We start from the raw sequence: 19531 nt of genomic DNA on the forward strand, positions 1-19531 counted from the left end.
CAGGAGTCTTACGACATGAGGCCAGAAATCGCTGTGCTGGATATACAGGGTCAGTATCGGGTTTACACGGAGTTCTATCGCGCAGATGCCGCAGAAAAGACCATCATTCTGGTCAACGGCTCGATGGCCACTACTGCGTCTTTTGCCCAGACCGTGAAAAACCTGCATCCGCAATTCAATGTGGTGCTCTACGATCAGCCCTACGCGGGCAAATCCAAGGCTCACAACAAGCATGAAAAAATGCTCACCAAGGAAGTCGAAGGGCAGATCCTCCTGGAACTGATCGACCACTTCGCCGCTGAGCACGTGATGTCCTTTTCCTGGGGCGGCGCGCCCACCCTGATCGCCCTGGCGCATCGCCCGCGGCGTATCGAAAAGGCCGTGATCAGCTCCTTCTCGCCGGTGATCAACGAACCGATGCGCGACTATCTGGAACGCGGCGTCGACTACCTGGGCAGCCGTGATGGCAATCGCGTCGGCCACCTGGTCAACGACACCATCGGCAAGCACCTGCCGTCGTTGTTCAAGCGCTTCAACTACCGCCACGTCAGCAGCCTGGCGGAGCACGAATACGGGCAGATGCATTTCCACATCAGCCATGTGCTCCACAGCGATCGCCTGTGCTACCTCAAGGCGGCCAACAGCATCGATGTTCCGGTGTTGTTCATGAACGGCGAATGGGACGAGTACACCGCTGCCGATGACGCCAAGCTATTCGCCAATCATGTGCAGAACTCCAGCTTCAGCACCATCCAGGCGACCGGTCACTTCCTCGACATGGAACACAAATCCGCTTGCCGAGACAGCCGCGACGCCTTGCTGGGGTTTCTGAAACCGGCCAGGCACGAAAGCCGTTCGCGGTATCAGTACGTCCAGGACCACCATGCATTGGCGCTCTGAAATGAGGTCATCGCGGGCAGCCTTGCGCTGCTGAGAATCCGCTGTTTTTTTTCCAGCAACAGGGTTTGTCCGCGATCGACTGCAACGCCTGCTGTTTTCCTGCCTGTCAGCCTGCCCCACCTCTGCGTGCCCAGCGCCCGCCGTCGACACCCTCCCCTGCCCGCGCGTCCCGTTCCACACGCGCAAACGCACGCCACACAAAGAAAAACTTCAAATCCGCGCTCACATCTGGTACAAAGTCAGCCGTTCGAGCGGGTGTCGTATAATGGCATTACTCCAGCTTCCCAAGCTGATAACGAGGGTTCGATTCCCTTCACCCGCTCCAGTCCATTTCAAATCCAGCGTCAGGATGCAATGACGAGGGATACAGCACAGATAAGAGCCGGTCCAATGGACCGGTTTTTTTATGCCCGTCATTCGGCCATGGCTCTTGCCGCCACCCCATATCACTGCCGAGAAAACCTCGGGCTGCGTCGCGACAACGCTTGTGCGCAAAAAAAACGGCCCTGGGCTTTCGCCCAGGACCGCGTTCAGTGGTTGCCCCCTTGTTGCCACCCGGCTCCTGCCAGGCATGGGCTTTTTTACCAGCCCGCCACTGTCAGTTGGCTGAACCTGAATTCAATGCAGCGCTGACCGCAAGCCGATTGCAGGCAAAAAAACCGGCCACTGAGTGCCGGTTTTTATCTCGCTGGCGCCGCCTCAGGTCTTGATCAGCAAGCCCTGGCCGGTCGGCAGGCTGGCAATCGCCACGCCCATGTTCGCCGCCCACTCGTCCATGCCCTCTTTCTGCGGCTGGTAGCCATAGAAGGCGTAGTCATCGAGCAGCACGATCGCCCCAGGGACCAAGCGGTCCCACAGGTAATCCAGGGCCGCGACTTCCGGTTGGGTGCAGTTGAGGTCGATGTGCAGGAACGCAATGCGCTGTGCGTCGATCTGATCGAGGGTCCCGGGAATGCTGCCCTGAATCAGGATCGCCCCTGGCCACTCGGCGAAGTTCTGCTGCACCGCTTCGAAGTTGGTGGTGTAGAAACCCGACGCGATCTCCTTGCGATTGCGCTCGGCCACGCCACCTTCCACTTCGGCATCCGAGAGCGAGCTTTCATCCAGACCGGCAAAGGTGTCCAGCAGGAAGAAGCGCTTGCCACTGTAGTTCCAGTCCAGGTCATGCATGATCGCCGAGCTCAGGAAGCCGCGGTTGACCCCGCACTCGACAAAATCACCCTGCAGCTTGAACGCGGTTCTCGCCGCCCACAGGCCCATGTGCACGCGCCAGAACCATTGATAGTCGGCACCCGCCGCCTTCACCCCACGGCCATACGCCGCCATGTAGGTGGGGTCGATCATAAAGTCATGGTTATGCCGGGACGCCAGGCCATCGTAGTGATAGGTGTCGGCGATCTTCGGCATCAGGGGGTTGTGGGTGGTCTTCTCCACATAGCGGGCATTGCCCTTGTAGGCACGCCCCTCGTTAAGCCCAAAACGCAGATAGTGCTGCGCCGGATCAAGGCCGGCCGCCTTAACATCCGGGTGCAGGTGCAGGTAGTGCTCGGCTGAAAAATCGTCGGGGAGCGACATGGATTATCCCTATCTAGCGAGTGGAGTGGCGCCGGTGACTGACGTAGGGCAAGCGCCCCAGGCACGCAGAATACAGGCAAGGCTCGGCGCACTCCATCAGCGCGCACGAACCTTTACTCCAAACCGTTGGGGATGAGCCTCTAACGAGTCAGGCCGGGCCGATCAGCCCTCCAGCGGGTTGATCTGGCGCCCAGCCTGCAAGGCCTTGGCCATCTGCAGGTGGGTCTCCAGCTTGGGCAAGGTTTCCTCGGCAAAGGCCTTGAGTTCAGGCACCTCGCTGGTTTGCGCCTGCTGCTGGATCTGCTCGATGGCCTCTTCGGTGGCCTTGACCTGGCTGGCGGCATAGGCCGCGTCAAAACCTTCGCCTTCCGGCACCTGGGGCATCATCGCCTTGGCCTTGCTGGCCACCTCTTCCCGAGGGGCCACGGGCAAGTCGAGTTTCTTGGCGATTTTGGCCAGGTGCTGGTTGGCGGTGGTGCGGTCGTTGATCACCTGGATGGTGTAATCCTTGACCTCTTTGGAAGAGGTTTTCTGGTGAGCCTGGCGACTGGCTTCAATATCGGCCATGGCCTGGGCCGACGCTTCGTCGATAAAGGCCGCAGGCGACTGGGCGAACGCGCTGCCGGCACTCAAGCCCAGCAACAGCGCCAAGGCTGTACGGCACAAGGACGGGCTCCACGAGTGGGAGTTTCTGGAGTCGGTCATGATTCTCTTCCTCTTGGCCATTGGGGCTGCAACACGCAAGACCCGCATGGACTGGGAAACGCCCAACCGGAAAAGGTTTAGAAAAACCGCCTCCGACACGACGAACGGCCCCTGGCCTGTCGCCGTCGATCAGCCTGATGTTGGCTCGCTGTAGCGTTGTTTCGCTGCACGCTTGGCGGCATACATGGCGTCATCGGCATGCTTGAACAACTGCTGCTCCTCAACCCCGTGCTCAGGGTAAAGCGCCACGCCGATGCTTGGCAGCACGCTCAGTAATTGCCCCTCCAGACGCAAAGGTTCGCTGAGCACATGGCGCACTTTTTCGGCCACGATGCCAGCGTCCTCGGGCTGTTGCAGGTTCTCCAGAAGAATCACGAACTCGTCACCGCCGATACGCGCCACAGTGTCGGTGTCGCGCACGCAACGCTTGAGCCGACTGGCCACAGCCTGCAACAACAGGTCGCCCACGCCATGGCCGAAGGTGTCGTTGACCTGCTTGAACTGGTCGAGATCGACATACAGCAAAGCCATACGCCCAGACTCACGCCGAGCCTGGACCAGGGCACGCCGGAGGCGCTCCTTGAGCAGCTCGCGGTTGGGCAGTTGGGTCAGTTGGTCATAATCGGCCAGGTATTGCAGCCGCGCATGCAGGCGTTTGCGCTCGATGGCCGTGGTCAACTGGGCCCCGACAAAATACAGCAGCTCTTGGTCCTGCTCGGTGTAGCACTGATCCCCCGAGGTGCTTTTGACGATCAGGGCGCCGATGGTGCCCTTCTGCGAATTGAGCGGCACCCCCAGCCAACAGGGGCGGCAGCCGGCCTCGTCGAGCGGCTGCGCTTCGGGCTTGAGCAGTACCGGCAGACCGCTGCGCAGCACTTGGTCACAGAGCTGGCCGGTAACGCTGTCGGCGTGGTCCGGACGGGTTTCGCTGTCATCCACATGGTAGGGAAAGCTCAACTGCTGGCAGTGCTCGTCGTACAGCGCCACAGAGAAATTCAACGCGGGCAGCCACTCGCCAATGATCCGGTGAACCCGCTGGAACAGCGCCAGCAAATCCTCGGTGGCATTGGCCGCCTCGGAGATGGCGTACAACGCCGCCTGCTTCGACTCCGCCTGCTTACGCTCGGTGATGTCCCTGGCCACGGCGATTCGCAACTGGTCGACCTCGGACCAGCGCGCCGACCAGAGAATATGGGCCACCCGCCCGTCCTTGCGCAGGTAACGATTCTCGAAGTTAGGCATCGGCGCCCCGGCCATGATTTCCCGAGCCGCCTGCAGGGTGCGCTGGCGATCCGCCGGGTGCACCAGCTCGATCATCGGCCGGCCGATCAATTCCTCGGGGGTGTAACCGAAGATCCGCTCGCAGGCGGCACTGACAAAGACAAAACGGCCCTGCGCATCCACCGCACACACGGCATCCAGAAGCAGGTCGATAAAGCTGGCCAGGGGCGCGGAGTTCTTGCTTGCCATCGGGAAAAGAGACTGCCCATGAAAATGATGCACGAGTATCAATCCCTGACGCGGGTCCAACGGTGGTCACCGTTGACGGTTCGCGGCCGCCGCCCTGCGGCCACTGTATGCCTTGATGAGAGGCAGGAGATTCTGCACGATTGCGCCCGGCGACCACCAGCGGCGTTCGTCAGGCCGAGCGCGAACCTATTGGAACAGCCCCCTAAACGGGGATAACGGCTAGAGGCTCTGGAACCCCTGAGGCAGGACATAGCGCTGGCCATCATAACGCAAGGTGGTCAGCACCGGCTTGGCGGTCACGCTGCGGGACTGGCATTGCTCGCCCTGGCCTTTGCCCGTGGTGGTGAGCGTGACCGAGCGCACGATCAGGTCGGCATAACCGTGGCTGCGGGTCTTGGCGATGTCCAGGGTACGGGTGGTTTCCGTGCGTTCGCCGGCGCAGTTGCCGTCCCATTCGCCGCTGTAGGAATAGGCCAGGAACTTGTCCATCACCGGGCGCAGGTTCTCGCCCTCCCGCACATAGAGGTTCAACGAGACTTGATCCATGGGGTTGACCCGGGACGAGCCCTTGAACGAGGCACGCACGCCAAAGGCGCGGACCTGTGGGGCCAGTTGATAGCGCCCGGTGTCGAGGGTCAGGCTCTCGAAACCCACGGCGTCGGACATAAAGGCCGACGGTTGCTGGTAGCGGGCCAGGGTCTTGCCGCTGGCGCTGTCCACCAGTGCCAAGCGGAGGTCATAGAGGCCGTCACCCGAGGCATTGCCCAGAACGGGGTCGGGCTGCAATTCGGAGAGCACGGTGAGGGTTTGCCCAGGGAACGCCGGCCAATCCTTGCACAGCGCGTAACCCGGCAGGGTCTGCGTGCGTTGCGGGGCCTGGCACTCGGCAACCGCCTGGGACGCGCTCGTCCACAGCCCGAATACGGCCAAAGAAGCGATCAAAGGGGATGGGAGGTTCATTCACGGCTCCTTGTGATGGCGCGGCAGTGCACACCTTTGAGGGCGCACTATCCTCCGCGATCACGCGGCGTTCAACCGTCCGTGAAGAGCAATCGGTATCAGCGAAACCAAGCCGCCCGATGCCGGGCAGCTTGATTGGGGAAAGTTTACGCTGTGACTGACCAACCCGTGACAGCGCCAGAAGGCGAGCGGTTAAAACGCGCTGCGGAAAATCTCTTCAATCTGCCGCTGATCCGCCGCCCGTGGGTTGGTCAAGCCACACGCGTCCTTCAACGCGTTGGTGGCCAGGATCGGAATGTCCTGCAGCTTGGCACCCAGTTCACGCAACCCGGCGGGAATCTCCACGTCCTTGGCCAAGGTACGAATGGCGGTGATCGCCGCTTGCGCGCCCTCTTCCGGGCTGAAGCCGCGAATGTCGGCGCCCATGGCATGGGCCACGTCCGTCAACCGATCGGCACACACCATCGCGTTGAAACTCTGCACATGGGGCAGCAGCACGGCGTTGCACACGCCGTGGGGCAGGTCATAAAAACCGCCCAACTGGTGCGCCATAGCGTGCACAAACCCCAGGGACGCATTGTTGAACGCCATGCCCGCCAGGAACTGCGCATACGCCATGTTTTCCCGCGCCACCAGGTCGCTGCCATCACGTACGGCTTCCCGCAGGTTGTTGCTGATCATGCCAATGGCCTTTATCGCACAGGCATCGGTGATCGGGTTGGCCGCCGTGGACACGTAGGCCTCGATCGCATGGGTCAAGGCGTCCATGCCGGTGGCGGCGGTCAGTCCCTTGGGCATGGCGACCATCAGAGCCGGGTCGTTGACCGACAGCAGGGGCGTGACGTTGCGATCGACAATGGCCATTTTCACGTGGCGCGATTCGTCGGTGATGATGCAAAAACGGGTCATCTCGCTGGCAGTGCCGGCGGTGGTGTTGATGGCGATCAGCGGCAGTTGGGGTTTGCTGGAGCGGTCGACGCCTTCGTAGTCGCGGATATGCCCGCCGTTGGTGGCACACAGGGCAATGCCCTTGGCGCAGTCGTGGGGCGAACCGCCGCCCAAGGAAATCACGAAGTCGCACTGGCCTTGCTGCAACTTCGCCAGGCCCTGCTCGACGTTGTCGATGCTCGGGTTGGGTTTGGCGCCGTCGAATACCAGGCTGTCGATGTCCTGCATGGCCAGCTTTTCGGCCACCATGCTCGCTACCCCAGCCTTGGCCAGCCCGGCGTCGGTGACAATCAGCGCCTTGCGGAACCCGTAGTTGCGGATCGCGATCATCGCCTCGTCGAGACAGCCGTTGCCCATGATGTTGACGGCGGGAATAAAGAAGGTGCTGCTCATGGAAAATCCTCTTGGCTGACGCCGAATCTGCGAGGCCGATTCAGCAAACGCGCACAGGATCGACCCATCAGTCAGCCTCGATCTTGATCTGGCTCAAGGGTCTGTCGTGATAAAGTCTGCGCCCTGCAACCCTCTGCCTTGAGACGACAACACGCGATGACGGATTTCCAGGAATTTGATGCCAGCCTTGAAGACTGGACGGCCTTGCGCACCCGCCTGCCGATTGCCGGTCTGCTGATCGGCAATGGCGCCAGCCGCGCCATCTGGGAGGACTTCGCCTATGACTCGCTGTTCGAGAACGCCCGCACTGTCGAGGAGAAGCCCCTCAGTCCATCGGAACTTGCGGTGTTCGACGCCCTGCAAACCCGCAGTTTCGAACAGGTGCTCGGCGCACTGAAAACCACCAGCCGGGTCAACAAGGCCCTGGCCGTCAGCTCGGCGGCACCGCGCAACCGCTACTACGCAATCAAGGAAGCGCTGATCAACACGGTGCACGCGGTGCACATTCCCTGGCGCCTGGTGGATACCGCCAGCCTGGCGCGGATCGGCCAGGAACTGAGCCAGTACCGCACGGTGTTCAGCAGCAACTACGACCTGCTCAACCACTGGGCGATCCAGCAGGAAGGCGGGTCCATCAGCGACCTGTTCGAGGGCGAGGATGGGCGCTTCGAGATCGCCGCCAGCCACACCGACAAGACCCGTATGCTCTACCTGCACGGCGGCCTGCATCTGGTGCGCAACCTGGACGGCAGCGCGCGCAAGCTGAGCTCCATTGAAGGCACCCTGCTGGGCAGTTTTGCCATCAATAACACCCTGAAGACCCTGGACGACGTGCCGCTGTTCGTCAGCGAAGGCCCGGTGGCGGACAAGCTCAAGACCATTCGCAGCTCCGACTACCTGTCGTTCTGCCACCAGCAACTGCTGGAGCACCGCGATGCCCTGTGCATCTTCGGCCACCACCTGGGGGAACAGGACAGCCACCTGGTGCAAGCGATTCGCCAGGCGCCGACCAAGACCCTGGCCATCTCCATCACCCCGCGCAACGCGGCCTTTATCCAGCACCAGAAACGCCATTACGCGAAGCTGTTCGCGGGCCTGGACATGACCCTGCATTTCTTTGATGCCAAGAGCCACGCCCTGGGCCGTGCGGACCTGGCGGTGCCAGTCGAACGCTGATCGGGCGCCCTGAGCCTCTGCTGCAAGGCACCACGCCGGTGGTGCCTGTTTTCACGGGGCCGCCAAGGCCAGCGTCAGAGCGCCGGAGCGGTCTTGTCCTTGACCTGGGTGCTCGGGCCATTGGCCTTGACGCTGACGATGCCTTTGTCACGGGCGGCGTCCGAGGTGTACGACTCGCTGCTGCCGATCACCTGATGATTGCCGGCCTTGAGGTTGAAGTACGGGTGGCCGTCCTTGGTGGTTTTCTTCTCATAACGCTCGTCCAGCGGGCTGTTGGCCTGCACCGAGGCGATGCCGTTCTCGGCGCTGCTGCGGGTGTCGTACAACTCGCTGGTGAGAATGGTCTCGGCATTGGCCGCCTTGAGCACAAAGCGGAACTGGCCCGTGCTGCTTTTTTTCAACTCGTACCATCCAGACATGATGTAACTCCTGTGGGTTGATCGGGTATTGCGTGCGCTTTGACAGTTAAGACGCTGTGGGCGGTTTAGCCACCTGGGCCACGGCACCCGGTACGCCCCTGAGCAGTAGGCTGACCGAGGCCCAGGCCGCCAGCGAAGCCAAGGCCAGGAAACCCATCACCGCCCGATAACCGTTGAGAAAGGCGCCCTGGATATCGTCCACCGGGGTGGCGGAGAAGTGGTGGTACAACCCCACCCCCAGGGCCAGACCCAGGCCGCCGCCGACATTGTGCAAGGTCATCAGCGAGCCCATGGCCACTGAACCCACGTCCTCGGGCACCGAAGACATCCCCAGCACCGTCGAGGGGCCGAGGATGCTGGCCCAGCCCAGGCCCATCAGCACAAAGGCGAGCAGCAGGTAGGCCAAGGAAGTCTGACGATCGAAGCCGACCTGCAGCAGCGCTGAAAGGACAAACAACAGCAACCCGGTCTTGATCAACAAAGCCGGCCCCTGGCGATCCACCCAACGCCCCACCCACGGCGAGAGCAGCGCCACACCGAGGGTGGTGGGCAACAACAGCAATCCGGCCTCTTGCACGCTGGCGCCACGTATCAGGGCGAGGTACAGGGGCATGACGAAAAACGCCACGCAATAGAACAGCGCCAGGCCGAAACTGGCCACGACGCCGGCGACAAAGCGCCGGTTGGCAAACAAATGCAGATCGATGATGGGGGCTACGACGCGCTGTTCGACCCGGACAAACCCTGCCAGGGCCAACAAGGCCAGCGCGCCCAGGGCCAGGGTCGGCAACGCGGTCCAACCCCAGGCCGCGCCCTGGACGATCACCAGCACCAGGCTCGGCAGGCCAATCAGCAGCAGGATCACCCCCAGCCCGTCCAGCCGGGCACTCGCCTGCGCCGCACGGGACTCATCGACGCTGAAGCTGCAGATGGCCAGGCTCAACAACACAAAGGGCACATTGATCAGGAAAATCCACGGCCAGCCGAAAGCGCTGGTGATCACCCCGCCCAGCACCGGGCCGAAGGCCAGGCCCACGCCATTGACCCCGAACAGCACGCCAAAGGCCTTGCCTTGTTCTGCGCTGTCAAAGGTGCTGGCGACAATGGCCCCCGAGGCGGTGTAGAGCACCGCACAGGCCAGGCCCTGGAAGACCCGGGCGACGATCAGCCACTGGATCTGGCTGGCCAGCCCGGCGCCCAGGGACGCTAGGCCAAAGACACTGAGGCCGATAAACAACACGCGCTTGCGGCCATGCAGGTCGGCCAGGCGCCCCACCAACACCATGAAGCTGGACAGAGCCAGGATAAAACCGTTGATCACCCATTGCAGGCTGTCCACCGAAACGCCCAGGGACGCCTGCAACGAAGGCAGTGCGGTGTTGACGATGGTGAAATCCACACAGCCGAGAAAACTGGCAATACTCACGCCGAACAACGCCCAGTGCTTGCGTTGCTGTTGCGTCAAAACCCCCATGGACACTCCCTTGTCAGCCCCAGATAAACCCTGGTTTGACGGCAAACGCCGCCACCTGGGCGTCACCTTATGCAGCCGACAAGAGCCTGTGAAATACCCTTTGCCTCTAAACGCCAAACTTAAAAACGTATGCAAAGGCCTGTATCAGCCCTTGCCCCGTCCAACGCCCTTGGCCCCAGCCCGCAGGAAATCCCCCCAACGCCGCACCAGGTAATTGTGCTCATCCATCACCGAGTTCCACACCGCGATGTGCCCCATGCGCTGCTCATAGGAGCCGCCATCGCGGGTTTCGCCCCGATCGATCAGCGGTTCGCCATCGCTGCCCAGCAGCTCTTCCCGGGCTGGCTTGCCGGCGTACCAGTAATCCCATTCGGCACTGCTCAGGTGGTCGCGGCTGCGCGCCGGGTTGCCGATGTAATAGCCCTGGCGCGCCATCACCGCGCCGGGCCAGCCCGACAGCCACCAGTTGAGGTAGGCGTAGGCCGCGTCCAGCACCGGGCCCTGGGCATGGCGCGACAGCGACAAGCCGCCGAACCAGGCGCGATAACCCTCGCGGGGCACAGCCAGGCGGTATTTGACCCCGGCCCGATGCAGGCGCATCAGGGTCGGCGACCATAGACTCTGAATATCGATGCTCGGGCTGAGCATCAGCTGTGCGGCTTCTTCATCGTCCGACCAGAATGCCGCGAAATGCCCCTCGCGCTGTTTACGCACCAGGATCTCGGCCAGGCTGTCGATCTCTTCGATGCACAGGTTGCCGATGTCCTTGAACGACGCCAGCCCACTGCCTTGGGTGGCCAGGGCCGCGTCCAGAGCGCCGATCGCCGCATCGCTTTGCAAGGCGATGCGCCCGCTCCAGGCCGGGTCGAGCAACCAGCCCCAGCTTTCGTTGGCACTGGAAAACCCGGCCGGCAGGCGCTCCGGGCGATAGGCAAAACTGTCGGCATTGTGGGTCAGGGGCAACATGCTGATGCGCTCGCTGACCGTACTGCCGAGGCTGCCGTCGTGCTGCACGAACAGCCGCTCGCTGGGTACGCTGCCACTGCCCAGGCGGTCGTTGGCCGACAACCGTCCGCGTTTGGGCAGGTCGTTGATTTCATGCCACAGGGCAATGCGCCGGGTGTCGATGGGCTGGATGGCCCGGGCGGCCAGACAAAATCGACGTTGTGAAACCACTGGTCGTAGAGGTCGTAGCTGTCCGGTTGCATCACCGCGATGCGCTGCGCCTGTTCCACATCGTGGACTTGATAGACCAGGCGAATGCCCAGCTCCTGCTCGGCCCGCAGGCGCAGGGATTCAAGCAAGGTGACCGAAGTGCCGAGGACACGCAAAGTGATCGGTTGGGTTGGCGCCATCAGGCACACTCCCCGCTGGCCGGGGCAAAGCTGCGGGCGAAGACCTCGAAGGAATGACGCAATTGCTCGGGCGACAACCCCCGCAGGATAAACACCAGTCGCGAGCGCCGATCATGACCGGGCCACTGGGAAAGATGCACGGGAGCATGCAGGCAATGCTGCACGCCATGGATAACGATGGGGGCCTGACTGGCGTTCACGTTGAGCAGTCCTTTGACGCGGAGAATGCGTTCGCCGTGGCATCTTAGCAGCATCGACAGCCAGACTCCGAAGCCGACCCAGTCCAGGGGCCGATCGAACTCCAGGCAGCAGACTTGCGCCGCGCCGTGCTGGCTGGCGGCCTGTTCCTGTGGCCGATGCAACTGCCAGCGCGCCACCTCCCGGTCCGGCGTGGCGCTGCGCAAACCCTCCCCCAACAGCAACTGATCGCCGCTTTGTACCGCCTGGGTCAGCAACAGCGGCGCGCCGGGGTTCAGCGCCTGCAAGCGCTCACGTAAACGGGCCTGGGCGCTGGCGTCCACGCAGTCGGTCTTGCTTAACAACAGGCGATCCGCGGCAGCCACCTGGGCCAGCCATTCGGGGTGGAGCCGCTCCTGCAACTCGGCGTGGCGGGCATCCACCAGGGTCACCACCAAGCCGATGTGCACCCGCCCACGCAACTGCGGATCGTTGTTCAGGGTGGCGAGGATCGGCGCCGGATCGGCCAGGCCCGTGGTCTCCAGGATCAACCGGCGAAAGGGCGGAATCTCGCCCCGACTGCGGCGCGCCAAAAGCCCAAGCAAGGCGTCTTTCAGCTCACCGCGAATCGAACAACAGACACAGCCACTGGGCAGCAACACCGTGTCCGGTGCCACCTCTTCCACCAGCAAGTGGTCGATGCCGACATCGCCGAATTCATTGATCAGCAGTGCCGTGTCCCCCAGGCTTTCACCTTGCAGCAAACGGTTGAGCAAGGTGGTCTTGCCGCTGCCGAGAAACCCGGTGATGACGTTCAGGGCAATGCTCATAAACCGTGCTCCAGATGGCTGAGGATCTGCGGATCCAAAGGGTCCAACGGCCGCCCGAGCATCGACTCGGCCTGACCCCAGAGTTGCTCCAGGCTACTGGCCAGTTCCTGGCGGCCGGTGGCGCCAAGCAGCAGATAGGAAGCGCCATGCACGTCCTCGACCTTGAGTCGGAACGGCGCCAGTACCCGGTTGATCGCGGCGATCCGGCGCAAGCGCTCCCGGCGCCGGGGCCATTCATCGCCCAACGGATCGCTCCAATGCACATCCTCACCCAGCAGCCCGCAGAGCCCGCACATGTTCAGTCCTCCTTCATGGCATGACGTCGCCGGAGTTCGGGCCCAGGGTCTGACCGACAAACAGGTTGCCCCCAGGCTCGCTGGCCAGCAGCACTGCCGTGGGCGCCACTTCATCGGCCAGGCCGAAACGCCCCAGGGGCAGCTCGGCAGCCTTGGCGACTTTCCAGGCGCTGCTGATGCCTGCCACCAACGGCGTCTCGATCGGCCCAGGGGCGATGGCATTGACCAACACATTGTCCTTGGCCACTTCCAGGGCCAGGGATTGGTAAAACCAATCACCCCGGCCTTGGCCGCCGCGTAATGGGTCAGCTCGGCGCCGCCCTTGATGCCCAGTTGCGAGGCGACGTTGATGATCCGTCCCCAACGCTGGGCCAACATGTGTGGCAAGGCGCGCTGGCTGGCGACAAAGACGCTGGTGAGGTCGACCCGCAACATGTCGTTCCACATTTCGATGCTCAGATCAACACAGCGCGCCTGGGTCAGCATGCCGGCGTTGTTCACCAGGATGTCGATGCCGCCGAAGTGTTCGACACAGGCATCGACCCCCGCCTGGGCGCCTTCAACGGTGCCGACATCAGCCACGCATTCGACGACTTCGGCGCCCAGGTCACGGCAGGCTTGGGCGCTCTCGGCAAGGCGCGCGGGGTCGCGGTCGGCCAGTAGCAGGCGCGCCCCCTCCACGGCGTAAGCCCGGGCGATGGCGGCGCCGATACCGCTGCCGGCGCCGGTGATCACGGCGCGGCGATTAGCCAGTTGTGGCATACAAGACTCCTTTGAATATTGGCCCCTGTAGGAGCCGGCTCGCTGGCGATGACAATCCCCTGGACGCCATCGCCGGCAAGCCGGACCCAACAAAAGGCGATGAGGTTAGTCAGGCCAGCGCACAGTCAGGCCGCCGTCGATAATGATGCTCTGCCCGGTCAGGTAGCTGGACTCGTCGCTGGTGAGAAAGCGCACCAGTGACGCCACTTCATCCGCACGCCCGACCCGTCCCAGGGGGATCGCCTTGGCCGCCTTGGCCAGGCCCTCGGGGCCCAGAGAGTTTTGGCTGTCCAGGGATTGCGGGGTTTCGATCAACCCCGGAATCACCGCGTTGCAGCGAATCCCCTGCCCCGCCAGTTCCACCGCCAGCGAGCGGCACAGCCCGGGCACGCCGGCCTTGGCAGCGGCGTAGTGGGCATGGTCCTGCCAGCCATAGACACCGCCGGCAATCGACGAGATCGCCACCAGGGCACCGCCGTCCCCCATGTAGCGCACAGCCGCGCGGAAGGTGCGCATCACCCCGGTGAGGTCGACGTCGAGCATGGCGTTCCAGGCCTCGTCGGTCATCTCCAGAAGCGGCGCACGGCGCAGCAAACCGGCATTGGCCACGGCGTAATCCAGGCGGCCGAAGGTGTGGAACGCCTGCTCGGCCAGGGCATCCACCGAACGCGTGTCGGTGACGTCCAACGGCAACATCAGGCACTGGCCGCCCACCGCTTCCACCAGGCTGCGGGTGGTTTGCGGATCATGGGGGTCGGCCGGGAAATACCCGCCGGCCACCGCCACGCCACGCTGGGCATAGGCCACAGCCAGGGCCTGGCCGATGCCGCTGGCGGCACCGGTAATCAAAGCAACTTTAAGGGTCATGACCGGCAATCCTTATTTCACGGTTTCAGGACGAACATGGCGGGCAGCGAACATCAAGGCGCCCGACAGGAAGCAAGGCAGCGCGCCGAAGTACAGGGCCGACGTCTGCCAATCGCCACCGGCGGACAGCACCTGGGTGGCACCGAAACCGGCAACCACTGCGCCGATCGGGCCCATGGCATGGATGATCGCGCCGCCGGTGGCGCGGATGCTGGTGGGGAAGCTTTCGCTGATAAAGAACAGCGCCGCCGAGTACGGGCCGATCAGGAAGAACAGGCCCAGGCTGTAAAGGCCAACCACCATTGGCATATTGCTCGGGCCGTAAAGCATGCCGGCAAACGACAGGCCGCCAAGCATCCAGCCCAGGCCGATCACGTTGCGCCGGCCGATCTTGTCGCCCATCCAGCCGTGGCTCAGGTAACCGCAGTAACCCACCAGGTTGGAGAGCACCAGGATGATCAGCGAGTTCTCGAACGAGATGTGGTGCACGCTGACGATCACCGACGTGCCGAGCACGCTGAACACCTGGATCGCCGCCCAATTGAGCAGGATCGCCGCGCCGATCACCAGGGTCGCGCGCCGCGCCGGGCCACGGAAGGCCGCCGCCAGGCCGGCCTTGCTGTGTTCGTCGTAGTCCACGCCGTAGGTGGTGGCCACCGCTTGCGCTTCACTGACCGCGCCGCTTTTACGCAGTTGGGTGATGCGCTGGTGAATCTGGAACTGCGGGCTCTCCTTGAGCTTGCGCGCCATGATCGCGATGACGATCGCCGGGATCGCGGCAAAGATGAAACAGCCCTGCCAGCCGATGATTGGCAGCAGCACTGCGGTCAAGCCGGCGGCAATCAACGCACCGACCGGCCAGCCGCCCTGCACCAGGCTGTAGATGAAGCCCCGGCGCTTGGCCAGTTTCGGGTCATCGGAAGCCGCGTACAGTTCGCTGAGGTAGGTGGCGTTGACTGTCTCCTCGGCGTAACCCAAACCGCCCAGGGAACGAATCAGGATCAGCGGCGACTTGCCCCAGGCCCCGCCGATGGCGGTGAGCGCCGAGCAGATGGCCGAGCCGCTGACGGTGAAGATGATCCCCATGCGCCGGCCCAGCTTGTCCACCAACGGGCCGATGGCCAGGGCCACGACGGCGGTGCCGACCGCGACCCAGGTGGCGATTTCGGCCTGCTCGACCTCGCCCCAGCCGAAGTGCCGGCCGATTTCCGGCAGCAAGGTGCCAAACAGAATGAAGTCGTACACCGCAAACACCCAGGCGAAAAACGCGATCCAGGTGGCAAAGCGCACTTGGGCCGGGGTCAACTGCTGTGGTTTCCAGCCAGTCAGGTCAAGCTTGTTATAGATAGACATGAATCGCGCCTCGATAAGGTAGCGGTGATCAGCGGTTACGTGGGGTACGGCGGATAAAGTCGTCGGCGATCTCGTCGAAGGTGACGAAGCGCACGCCGGCATGGCTCTGGATGTGCTCGATCAAGCGCTCGAGCATCAGCAGCACTTGCGGACGGCCAGACACGTCGGGGTGGATGGTCATGGTGAACACCGCATGCTCGTGCTCGCGGTAGACCCAGTCGAACTGGTCGCGCCACATTTCTTCCAGGTGACGCGGGTTGACGAAACCGTGGCTGTTGGGGGCCTTCTTGATGAACATCATCGGCGGCAGGTCATCCAGGTACCAGTTGGCCGGGATCTCCACCAGGTCAGTTTCCTGGCCGCGCACCAGGGGTTTCATCCAGGTGTCGGGGTGCTGGCTATAGTCGATCTTGGTCCAGCTGTCGCCGACCCGCACGTAGTACGGGTGGAAGTCGTTGTGCATCAGGCTGTGGTCGTACTTGATGCCCTTTTTCAACAGCAGCTCGTTGGTCACCTTGCTGAATTCCCACCAGGGCGCGACGTAGCCGGTGGGGCGCTTGCCGGTGACCTGGGTGATCAGCTCGATGGATTTATCGAGGACGATTTCTTCCTGTTCGGCGGTCATTGCAATCGGGTTTTCGTGGCTGTAGCCATGCACGCCGATTTCATGCCCGGCATCGGCCACGGCCTTCATCTGCTCGGGGAAGGTTTCCATCGAGTGGCCCGGAATAAACCAGGTGGTGCGCAGGCCGTAACGTTCGAACAGTTTGAGCAGGCGCGGCGCACCAATCTCGCCGGCGAACAGACCGCGGGAGATGTCGTCCGGGGAATCTTCACCGCCGTAGGAGCCGAGCCAGCCGGCCACAGCGTCCACGTCGACACCAAATGCACAAAGAATTTCTTTAGCCATGAGCGGCCTCCAATGGTTACGTGTTGATGGAACAAGGTGTTCGGAAACTCAATCGCGCAGCAGCGCCGCCTCCACCGACAGCGCGGCCCGCAGCACGCGCGCGTCCTCGCCCTGGGGCAGGCTCAGCAGCAACCCGGTGGGCAAGCCCTGGGCATCACGGCCGCTGGGCAGGGCCACGCCGGGCATGTCGAGAAAACTGCCGGGCATGGTCAGGCGCAGGGTGGCCAGGTTGGTCCGGGCAAACAGCTCGTCGTCGTGCTCCAGGGGCGCCAATGGCGGCGCCACATGGGCCACGGTGGGCGTGATCAACAGCGCGCCGTCCAACTCGTCCAGCACCCGCTGCTGCAACAGCAGGCGAGCCTCGTACAGCTTGAGCAGTTGACTCGCGGGCATCTGCCGCGCGGCTTCCAGGCGCCGCCGTACCCGAGGATCGAGGCGCTGGGCCTCGGCACTGTCGAGCAACGGCTGGTGCAGGGCGCAGGCTTCCGCGGCGCCCAGCCAGCCGTGGTCCTGAATCAATTGCAGGGTGGCCTGCCAGCTCGCCAGCGGCTGCAAGTCCAGCAGCGCCCCGGCGTCCCGCAGACGCTCAATGGCCTGCATCAGGTTGCCCCGCACCGCAGGCTCGACCCGCGGGTCGTCCAACAACGCGCTGTCGACCCGGAACCGTTGCCCCGCCAGGCTGCGCACCGGCGGCGCCTGGCGCGGGTCATGGCCATGCAGCAACTCATCGATCAACCAGGCATCACGCACGCTGCGAGTCAGCGGACCGAGGCTGTCGAGGCTGTGGGCCAGAGGGAACACACCATCCCGACTGTAGCGCCGCGAACTGCTGCGAAACCCCACCAGACCGTTAAAGGCCGCCGGGATGCGAATCGAACCGGCGGTGTCGGTACCCATGGCGATCGGTACGATGCCGGTCGCCACCGCGACGGCGGAACCGGCCGACGAGCCACCGGGGATACGCGGCTGCGCGTCGCTGTGGGGGTTGATCGGGGTGCCGAAGTGCGGGTTCAGGCCCAACCCGGAATAGGCGAACTCACTGAGGTTGGTCTTGCCCACACTGACCATTCCGGCCCGGCTCAAGCGCCCCACACAGTGAGCATCGAGCAGCGCCGGCGGCGCGTCACGGCGAACCTCAGCGGCGGCGGTGGTGACACTGCCGGCGACGTCGAACAGGTCTTTCCAGGCCAGTGGCACGCCGTCGAACAGGCTCAAGGGCTGCCCATCGCGCCAGCGCGCAGCGGCGGCCTCGGCTTCGCGGCGGGCTCGGGCCGAACACAGGCTGATGAACACATGCTCGGACCGGGCGGCCTGCTCCAGTGCATGTTCCAGCACCTGGACCGGGTCGCTGCGCCGTTCGGCAAAAGCACTGGCCAAAGCCGTGGCATCGAGCGATGGGTAAGGGTTCATGGGGCAACTCCGGAAACCAATAAAACGTACCAAATATTAAAATGTACATTTTATACAGAGCAGAATCCGTGCCATAGATCGCGCCTCCGACTTCTTCAGCCAGGGCAAGACAGGACGGATTTGTTCAGGAATAGCGGGATAGATAGGTTGAAGCAGGACGCCAGCAATGCAGCGAAAATCTGAAGGGTTCGTCAGAAAGGTCTGACTTTAAATAATGTATCTTTCAATAAAAGGTACATTTTAGTGCAAAAAGGTAACACTCCCGCGCCAGCAAGCCCCACGACAGGGCATGAAAACGTGGCCCGCAGTGACACCGGACAACTGTGAGAGAATCCCCGGCCACCGCCGAAAAGCCCCAGAGGAACCGATGAAAGCAGTCTCAGCCGAGGACCCGCGCACCGCGTCGCGCTACGCGATGATCCGTCAGGTATTACGGGACGCGATCATCCAGGGCACCGCCCTGCAAGGCCTGGTCTTGCTGGAAGCGCCCCTGGCCGAGCTGTTCGGCACCAGCCGGGTACCGGTGCGCAAGGCCCTCAACCTGCTGCACGACGAAGGCCTGATCAGCCGTTTCGATGGCCGCGGTTACCTGATCAACCCAGAAGGCCTGGCCATTGAGCCGCTGCGCCTGCCTCTAAGCCATGCCCACCTGGGCCTGGACAGTGGCGACGAGCTGGTGGATACCCGGCCATTGGGGGAACGGATCTACGAAGAAATCGGCAGCGCGCTGTCGACCTGCATTGCCTTCGGCCATTACCGCCTCGACGAGCAGGCTGCCGCCGAGCATTACGGGGTCAGCCGCGCGGTGGTGCGCGAAGCGCTGATGCGCCTGCGTGATCGTGGCCTGGTGGAAAAGGAACCGTACTCGCAGTGGCTGGCCGGGCCGCTGACCGCCCGCGAAGTCACCGAGGACTACGAACTGCGCGCCTGCCTGGAGCCCGAGGCGTTGCGCCAGAGCGCTCCGGGGCTGAGCCGCGAGGTACTGGAGGCGATGCTGGAGCGGGTGAGCGAGGCGCAACAGGCCGAACATTGCAGCCTGGAAGACATCGAACGGATCGAAGAAGACCTGCACCAGCACTGCCTGAGCGGCTTGCAGAACCGCAAGATGGCGGCACTGATTCGCCAGGCCCAGAGCCCGATGATCATCAGCCGGATTTTCTATCGCCTGCTGGGGATTGGCGCAGACCCGGCGATGCTCGCCGAGCACCGGCTGATCCTCGAACTGCTGTTGCACGGTGCCTTCGACGCCGCAGCGCTGAACCTCAAGGAACACCTGCAACGGGCGCGGCAACGAATGTTGCAGCGCCTGAAAGTGCTGTCCGTGGTCCCCGAACAAACCCTGCCCGCCTTCCTCAGCAAAATCAGCTAACCCACCCCTGTAGGCGCTGGCTTGCCAGCGATAGCGCCCCCATAGCGGCGCCAGGCTCAGGGCCGGCTCCCACAAAAATACACTCGACAGCGTGTGCGGCCGTTTGCCTGTAGGAGCTGGCTTGCCAGCGATAGCGCCCCCAAGAGCGGCGCCAGGCTCAGGGCCGGATCGCCGGCAAGCCG

Annotated in this window: 16 protein-coding genes, 1 tRNA gene and 2 pseudogenes; 4 read left to right on the forward strand and 15 right to left on the reverse strand. The window is 63.3% G+C overall.

Annotation, left to right across the window (positions count from 1 at the left end):
- The first annotated feature begins 15 nt into the window (after positions 1 to 15).
- Both M1B34_RS06060 and M1B34_RS06065 read left to right on the forward strand, forming a co-directional pair.
- The gene (locus tag M1B34_RS06060; protein ID WP_268263262.1) at positions 16 to 900 is read left to right on the forward strand and encodes an alpha/beta fold hydrolase; all 885 of its coding nucleotides are present in this window, start codon (positions 16 to 18) and stop codon (positions 898 to 900) included.
- 251 nt (positions 901 to 1151) lie between these two features.
- Positions 1152 to 1225, forward strand: a tRNA-Gly gene (locus tag M1B34_RS06065).
- Between the two features lie 374 nt (positions 1226 to 1599).
- Here M1B34_RS06065 and M1B34_RS06070 read toward each other — a convergent pair.
- The 5 genes from M1B34_RS06070 to yiaY all read right to left on the reverse strand — a co-directional run bounded on the left by M1B34_RS06070 (position 1600) and on the right by yiaY (position 6951).
- Positions 1600 to 2475, reverse strand: coding sequence for a TylF/MycF/NovP-related O-methyltransferase (locus M1B34_RS06070; protein WP_268263263.1), 876 nt, complete (start codon positions 2473 to 2475; stop codon positions 1600 to 1602).
- A 162-nt stretch (positions 2476 to 2637) separates the two neighbouring features.
- Entirely contained in the window at positions 2638 to 3180 is a 543-nt protein-coding gene (locus M1B34_RS06075; RefSeq protein ID WP_123336344.1) for a DUF4142 domain-containing protein, read from the reverse strand.
- Between the two features lie 129 nt (positions 3181 to 3309).
- Complete coding sequence (locus M1B34_RS06080; protein ID WP_123336346.1) at positions 3310 to 4650, reverse strand: GGDEF domain-containing protein; 1341 nt, start codon at positions 4648 to 4650, stop codon at positions 3310 to 3312.
- A 219-nt stretch (positions 4651 to 4869) separates the two neighbouring features.
- Positions 4870 to 5610: a PA3715 family protein gene (locus tag M1B34_RS06085; protein WP_268264665.1), complete on the reverse strand. Its 741-nt coding sequence runs from the start codon at positions 5608 to 5610 to the stop codon at positions 4870 to 4872.
- Between the two features lie 192 nt (positions 5611 to 5802).
- Positions 5803 to 6951 (reverse strand): L-threonine dehydrogenase, encoded by a 1149-nt coding sequence (gene yiaY, locus M1B34_RS06090; protein ID WP_268264666.1) that lies wholly within the window; start codon positions 6949 to 6951, stop codon positions 5803 to 5805.
- A gap of 156 nt (positions 6952 to 7107) precedes the next feature.
- On the opposite strand from yiaY, the gene M1B34_RS06095 reads away from it, so the two are divergent.
- On the forward strand, positions 7108 to 8127 hold the full coding sequence (locus M1B34_RS06095; protein ID WP_268264667.1) for a DUF4917 family protein: 1020 nt from the start codon (positions 7108 to 7110) through the stop codon (positions 8125 to 8127).
- A gap of 74 nt (positions 8128 to 8201) precedes the next feature.
- Here the strand turns inward: M1B34_RS06095 and M1B34_RS06100 are convergent, their stop codons facing one another.
- The 10 genes and pseudogenes from M1B34_RS06100 to M1B34_RS06145 form a co-directional block, all read right to left on the reverse strand.
- Complete coding sequence (locus M1B34_RS06100; protein ID WP_268264668.1) at positions 8202 to 8546, reverse strand: YegP family protein; 345 nt, start codon at positions 8544 to 8546, stop codon at positions 8202 to 8204.
- 46 nt (positions 8547 to 8592) lie between these two features.
- Positions 8593 to 10020, reverse strand: a complete 1428-nt coding sequence (locus tag M1B34_RS06105; protein ID WP_268264669.1) for an MFS transporter — start codon at positions 10018 to 10020, stop codon at positions 8593 to 8595.
- A 144-nt stretch (positions 10021 to 10164) separates the two neighbouring features.
- Positions 10165 to 11375: pseudogene (locus M1B34_RS06110) on the reverse strand (ABC transporter substrate-binding protein).
- Entirely contained in the window at positions 11375 to 12382 is a 1008-nt protein-coding gene (locus M1B34_RS06115; protein WP_268264670.1) for a CobW family GTP-binding protein, read from the reverse strand. The pseudogene M1B34_RS06110 and the gene M1B34_RS06115 overlap by 1 nt, the downstream one beginning before the upstream one ends.
- Positions 12379 to 12678, reverse strand: coding sequence for a hypothetical protein (locus M1B34_RS06120; protein WP_123336362.1), 300 nt, complete (start codon positions 12676 to 12678; stop codon positions 12379 to 12381). The genes M1B34_RS06115 and M1B34_RS06120 overlap by 4 nt, the downstream gene beginning before the upstream one ends.
- Positions 12679 to 12691: 13 nt before the next feature.
- A pseudogene (locus tag M1B34_RS06125) lies at positions 12692 to 13440 on the reverse strand (SDR family NAD(P)-dependent oxidoreductase).
- 105 nt (positions 13441 to 13545) lie between these two features.
- Entirely contained in the window at positions 13546 to 14307 is a 762-nt protein-coding gene (locus M1B34_RS06130) for an SDR family NAD(P)-dependent oxidoreductase (RefSeq protein ID WP_268264671.1), read from the reverse strand.
- 12 nt (positions 14308 to 14319) lie between these two features.
- Positions 14320 to 15660 (reverse strand): MFS transporter, encoded by a 1341-nt coding sequence (locus M1B34_RS06135; protein ID WP_123336368.1) that lies wholly within the window; start codon positions 15658 to 15660, stop codon positions 14320 to 14322.
- A gap of 28 nt (positions 15661 to 15688) precedes the next feature.
- Positions 15689 to 16570, reverse strand: a complete 882-nt coding sequence (locus M1B34_RS06140) for a polysaccharide deacetylase family protein (protein ID WP_123336370.1) — start codon at positions 16568 to 16570, stop codon at positions 15689 to 15691.
- A gap of 48 nt (positions 16571 to 16618) precedes the next feature.
- A complete protein-coding gene (locus M1B34_RS06145; protein ID WP_268264672.1) occupies positions 16619 to 17980 on the reverse strand; it encodes an amidase in 1362 nt (453 codons plus the stop codon).
- 367 nt (positions 17981 to 18347) lie between these two features.
- Between M1B34_RS06145 and M1B34_RS06150 the strand changes: the two genes are divergently transcribed.
- Entirely contained in the window at positions 18348 to 19349 is a 1002-nt protein-coding gene (locus M1B34_RS06150) for a GntR family transcriptional regulator (protein ID WP_123336374.1), read from the forward strand.
- The last annotated feature ends 182 nt before the right edge of the window (positions 19350 to 19531 follow it).

Origin of the sequence: Pseudomonas morbosilactucae, from assembly GCF_023241715.1 — a bacterium.
Classification (GTDB): domain Bacteria; phylum Pseudomonadota; class Gammaproteobacteria; order Pseudomonadales; family Pseudomonadaceae; genus Aquipseudomonas; species Aquipseudomonas morbosilactucae.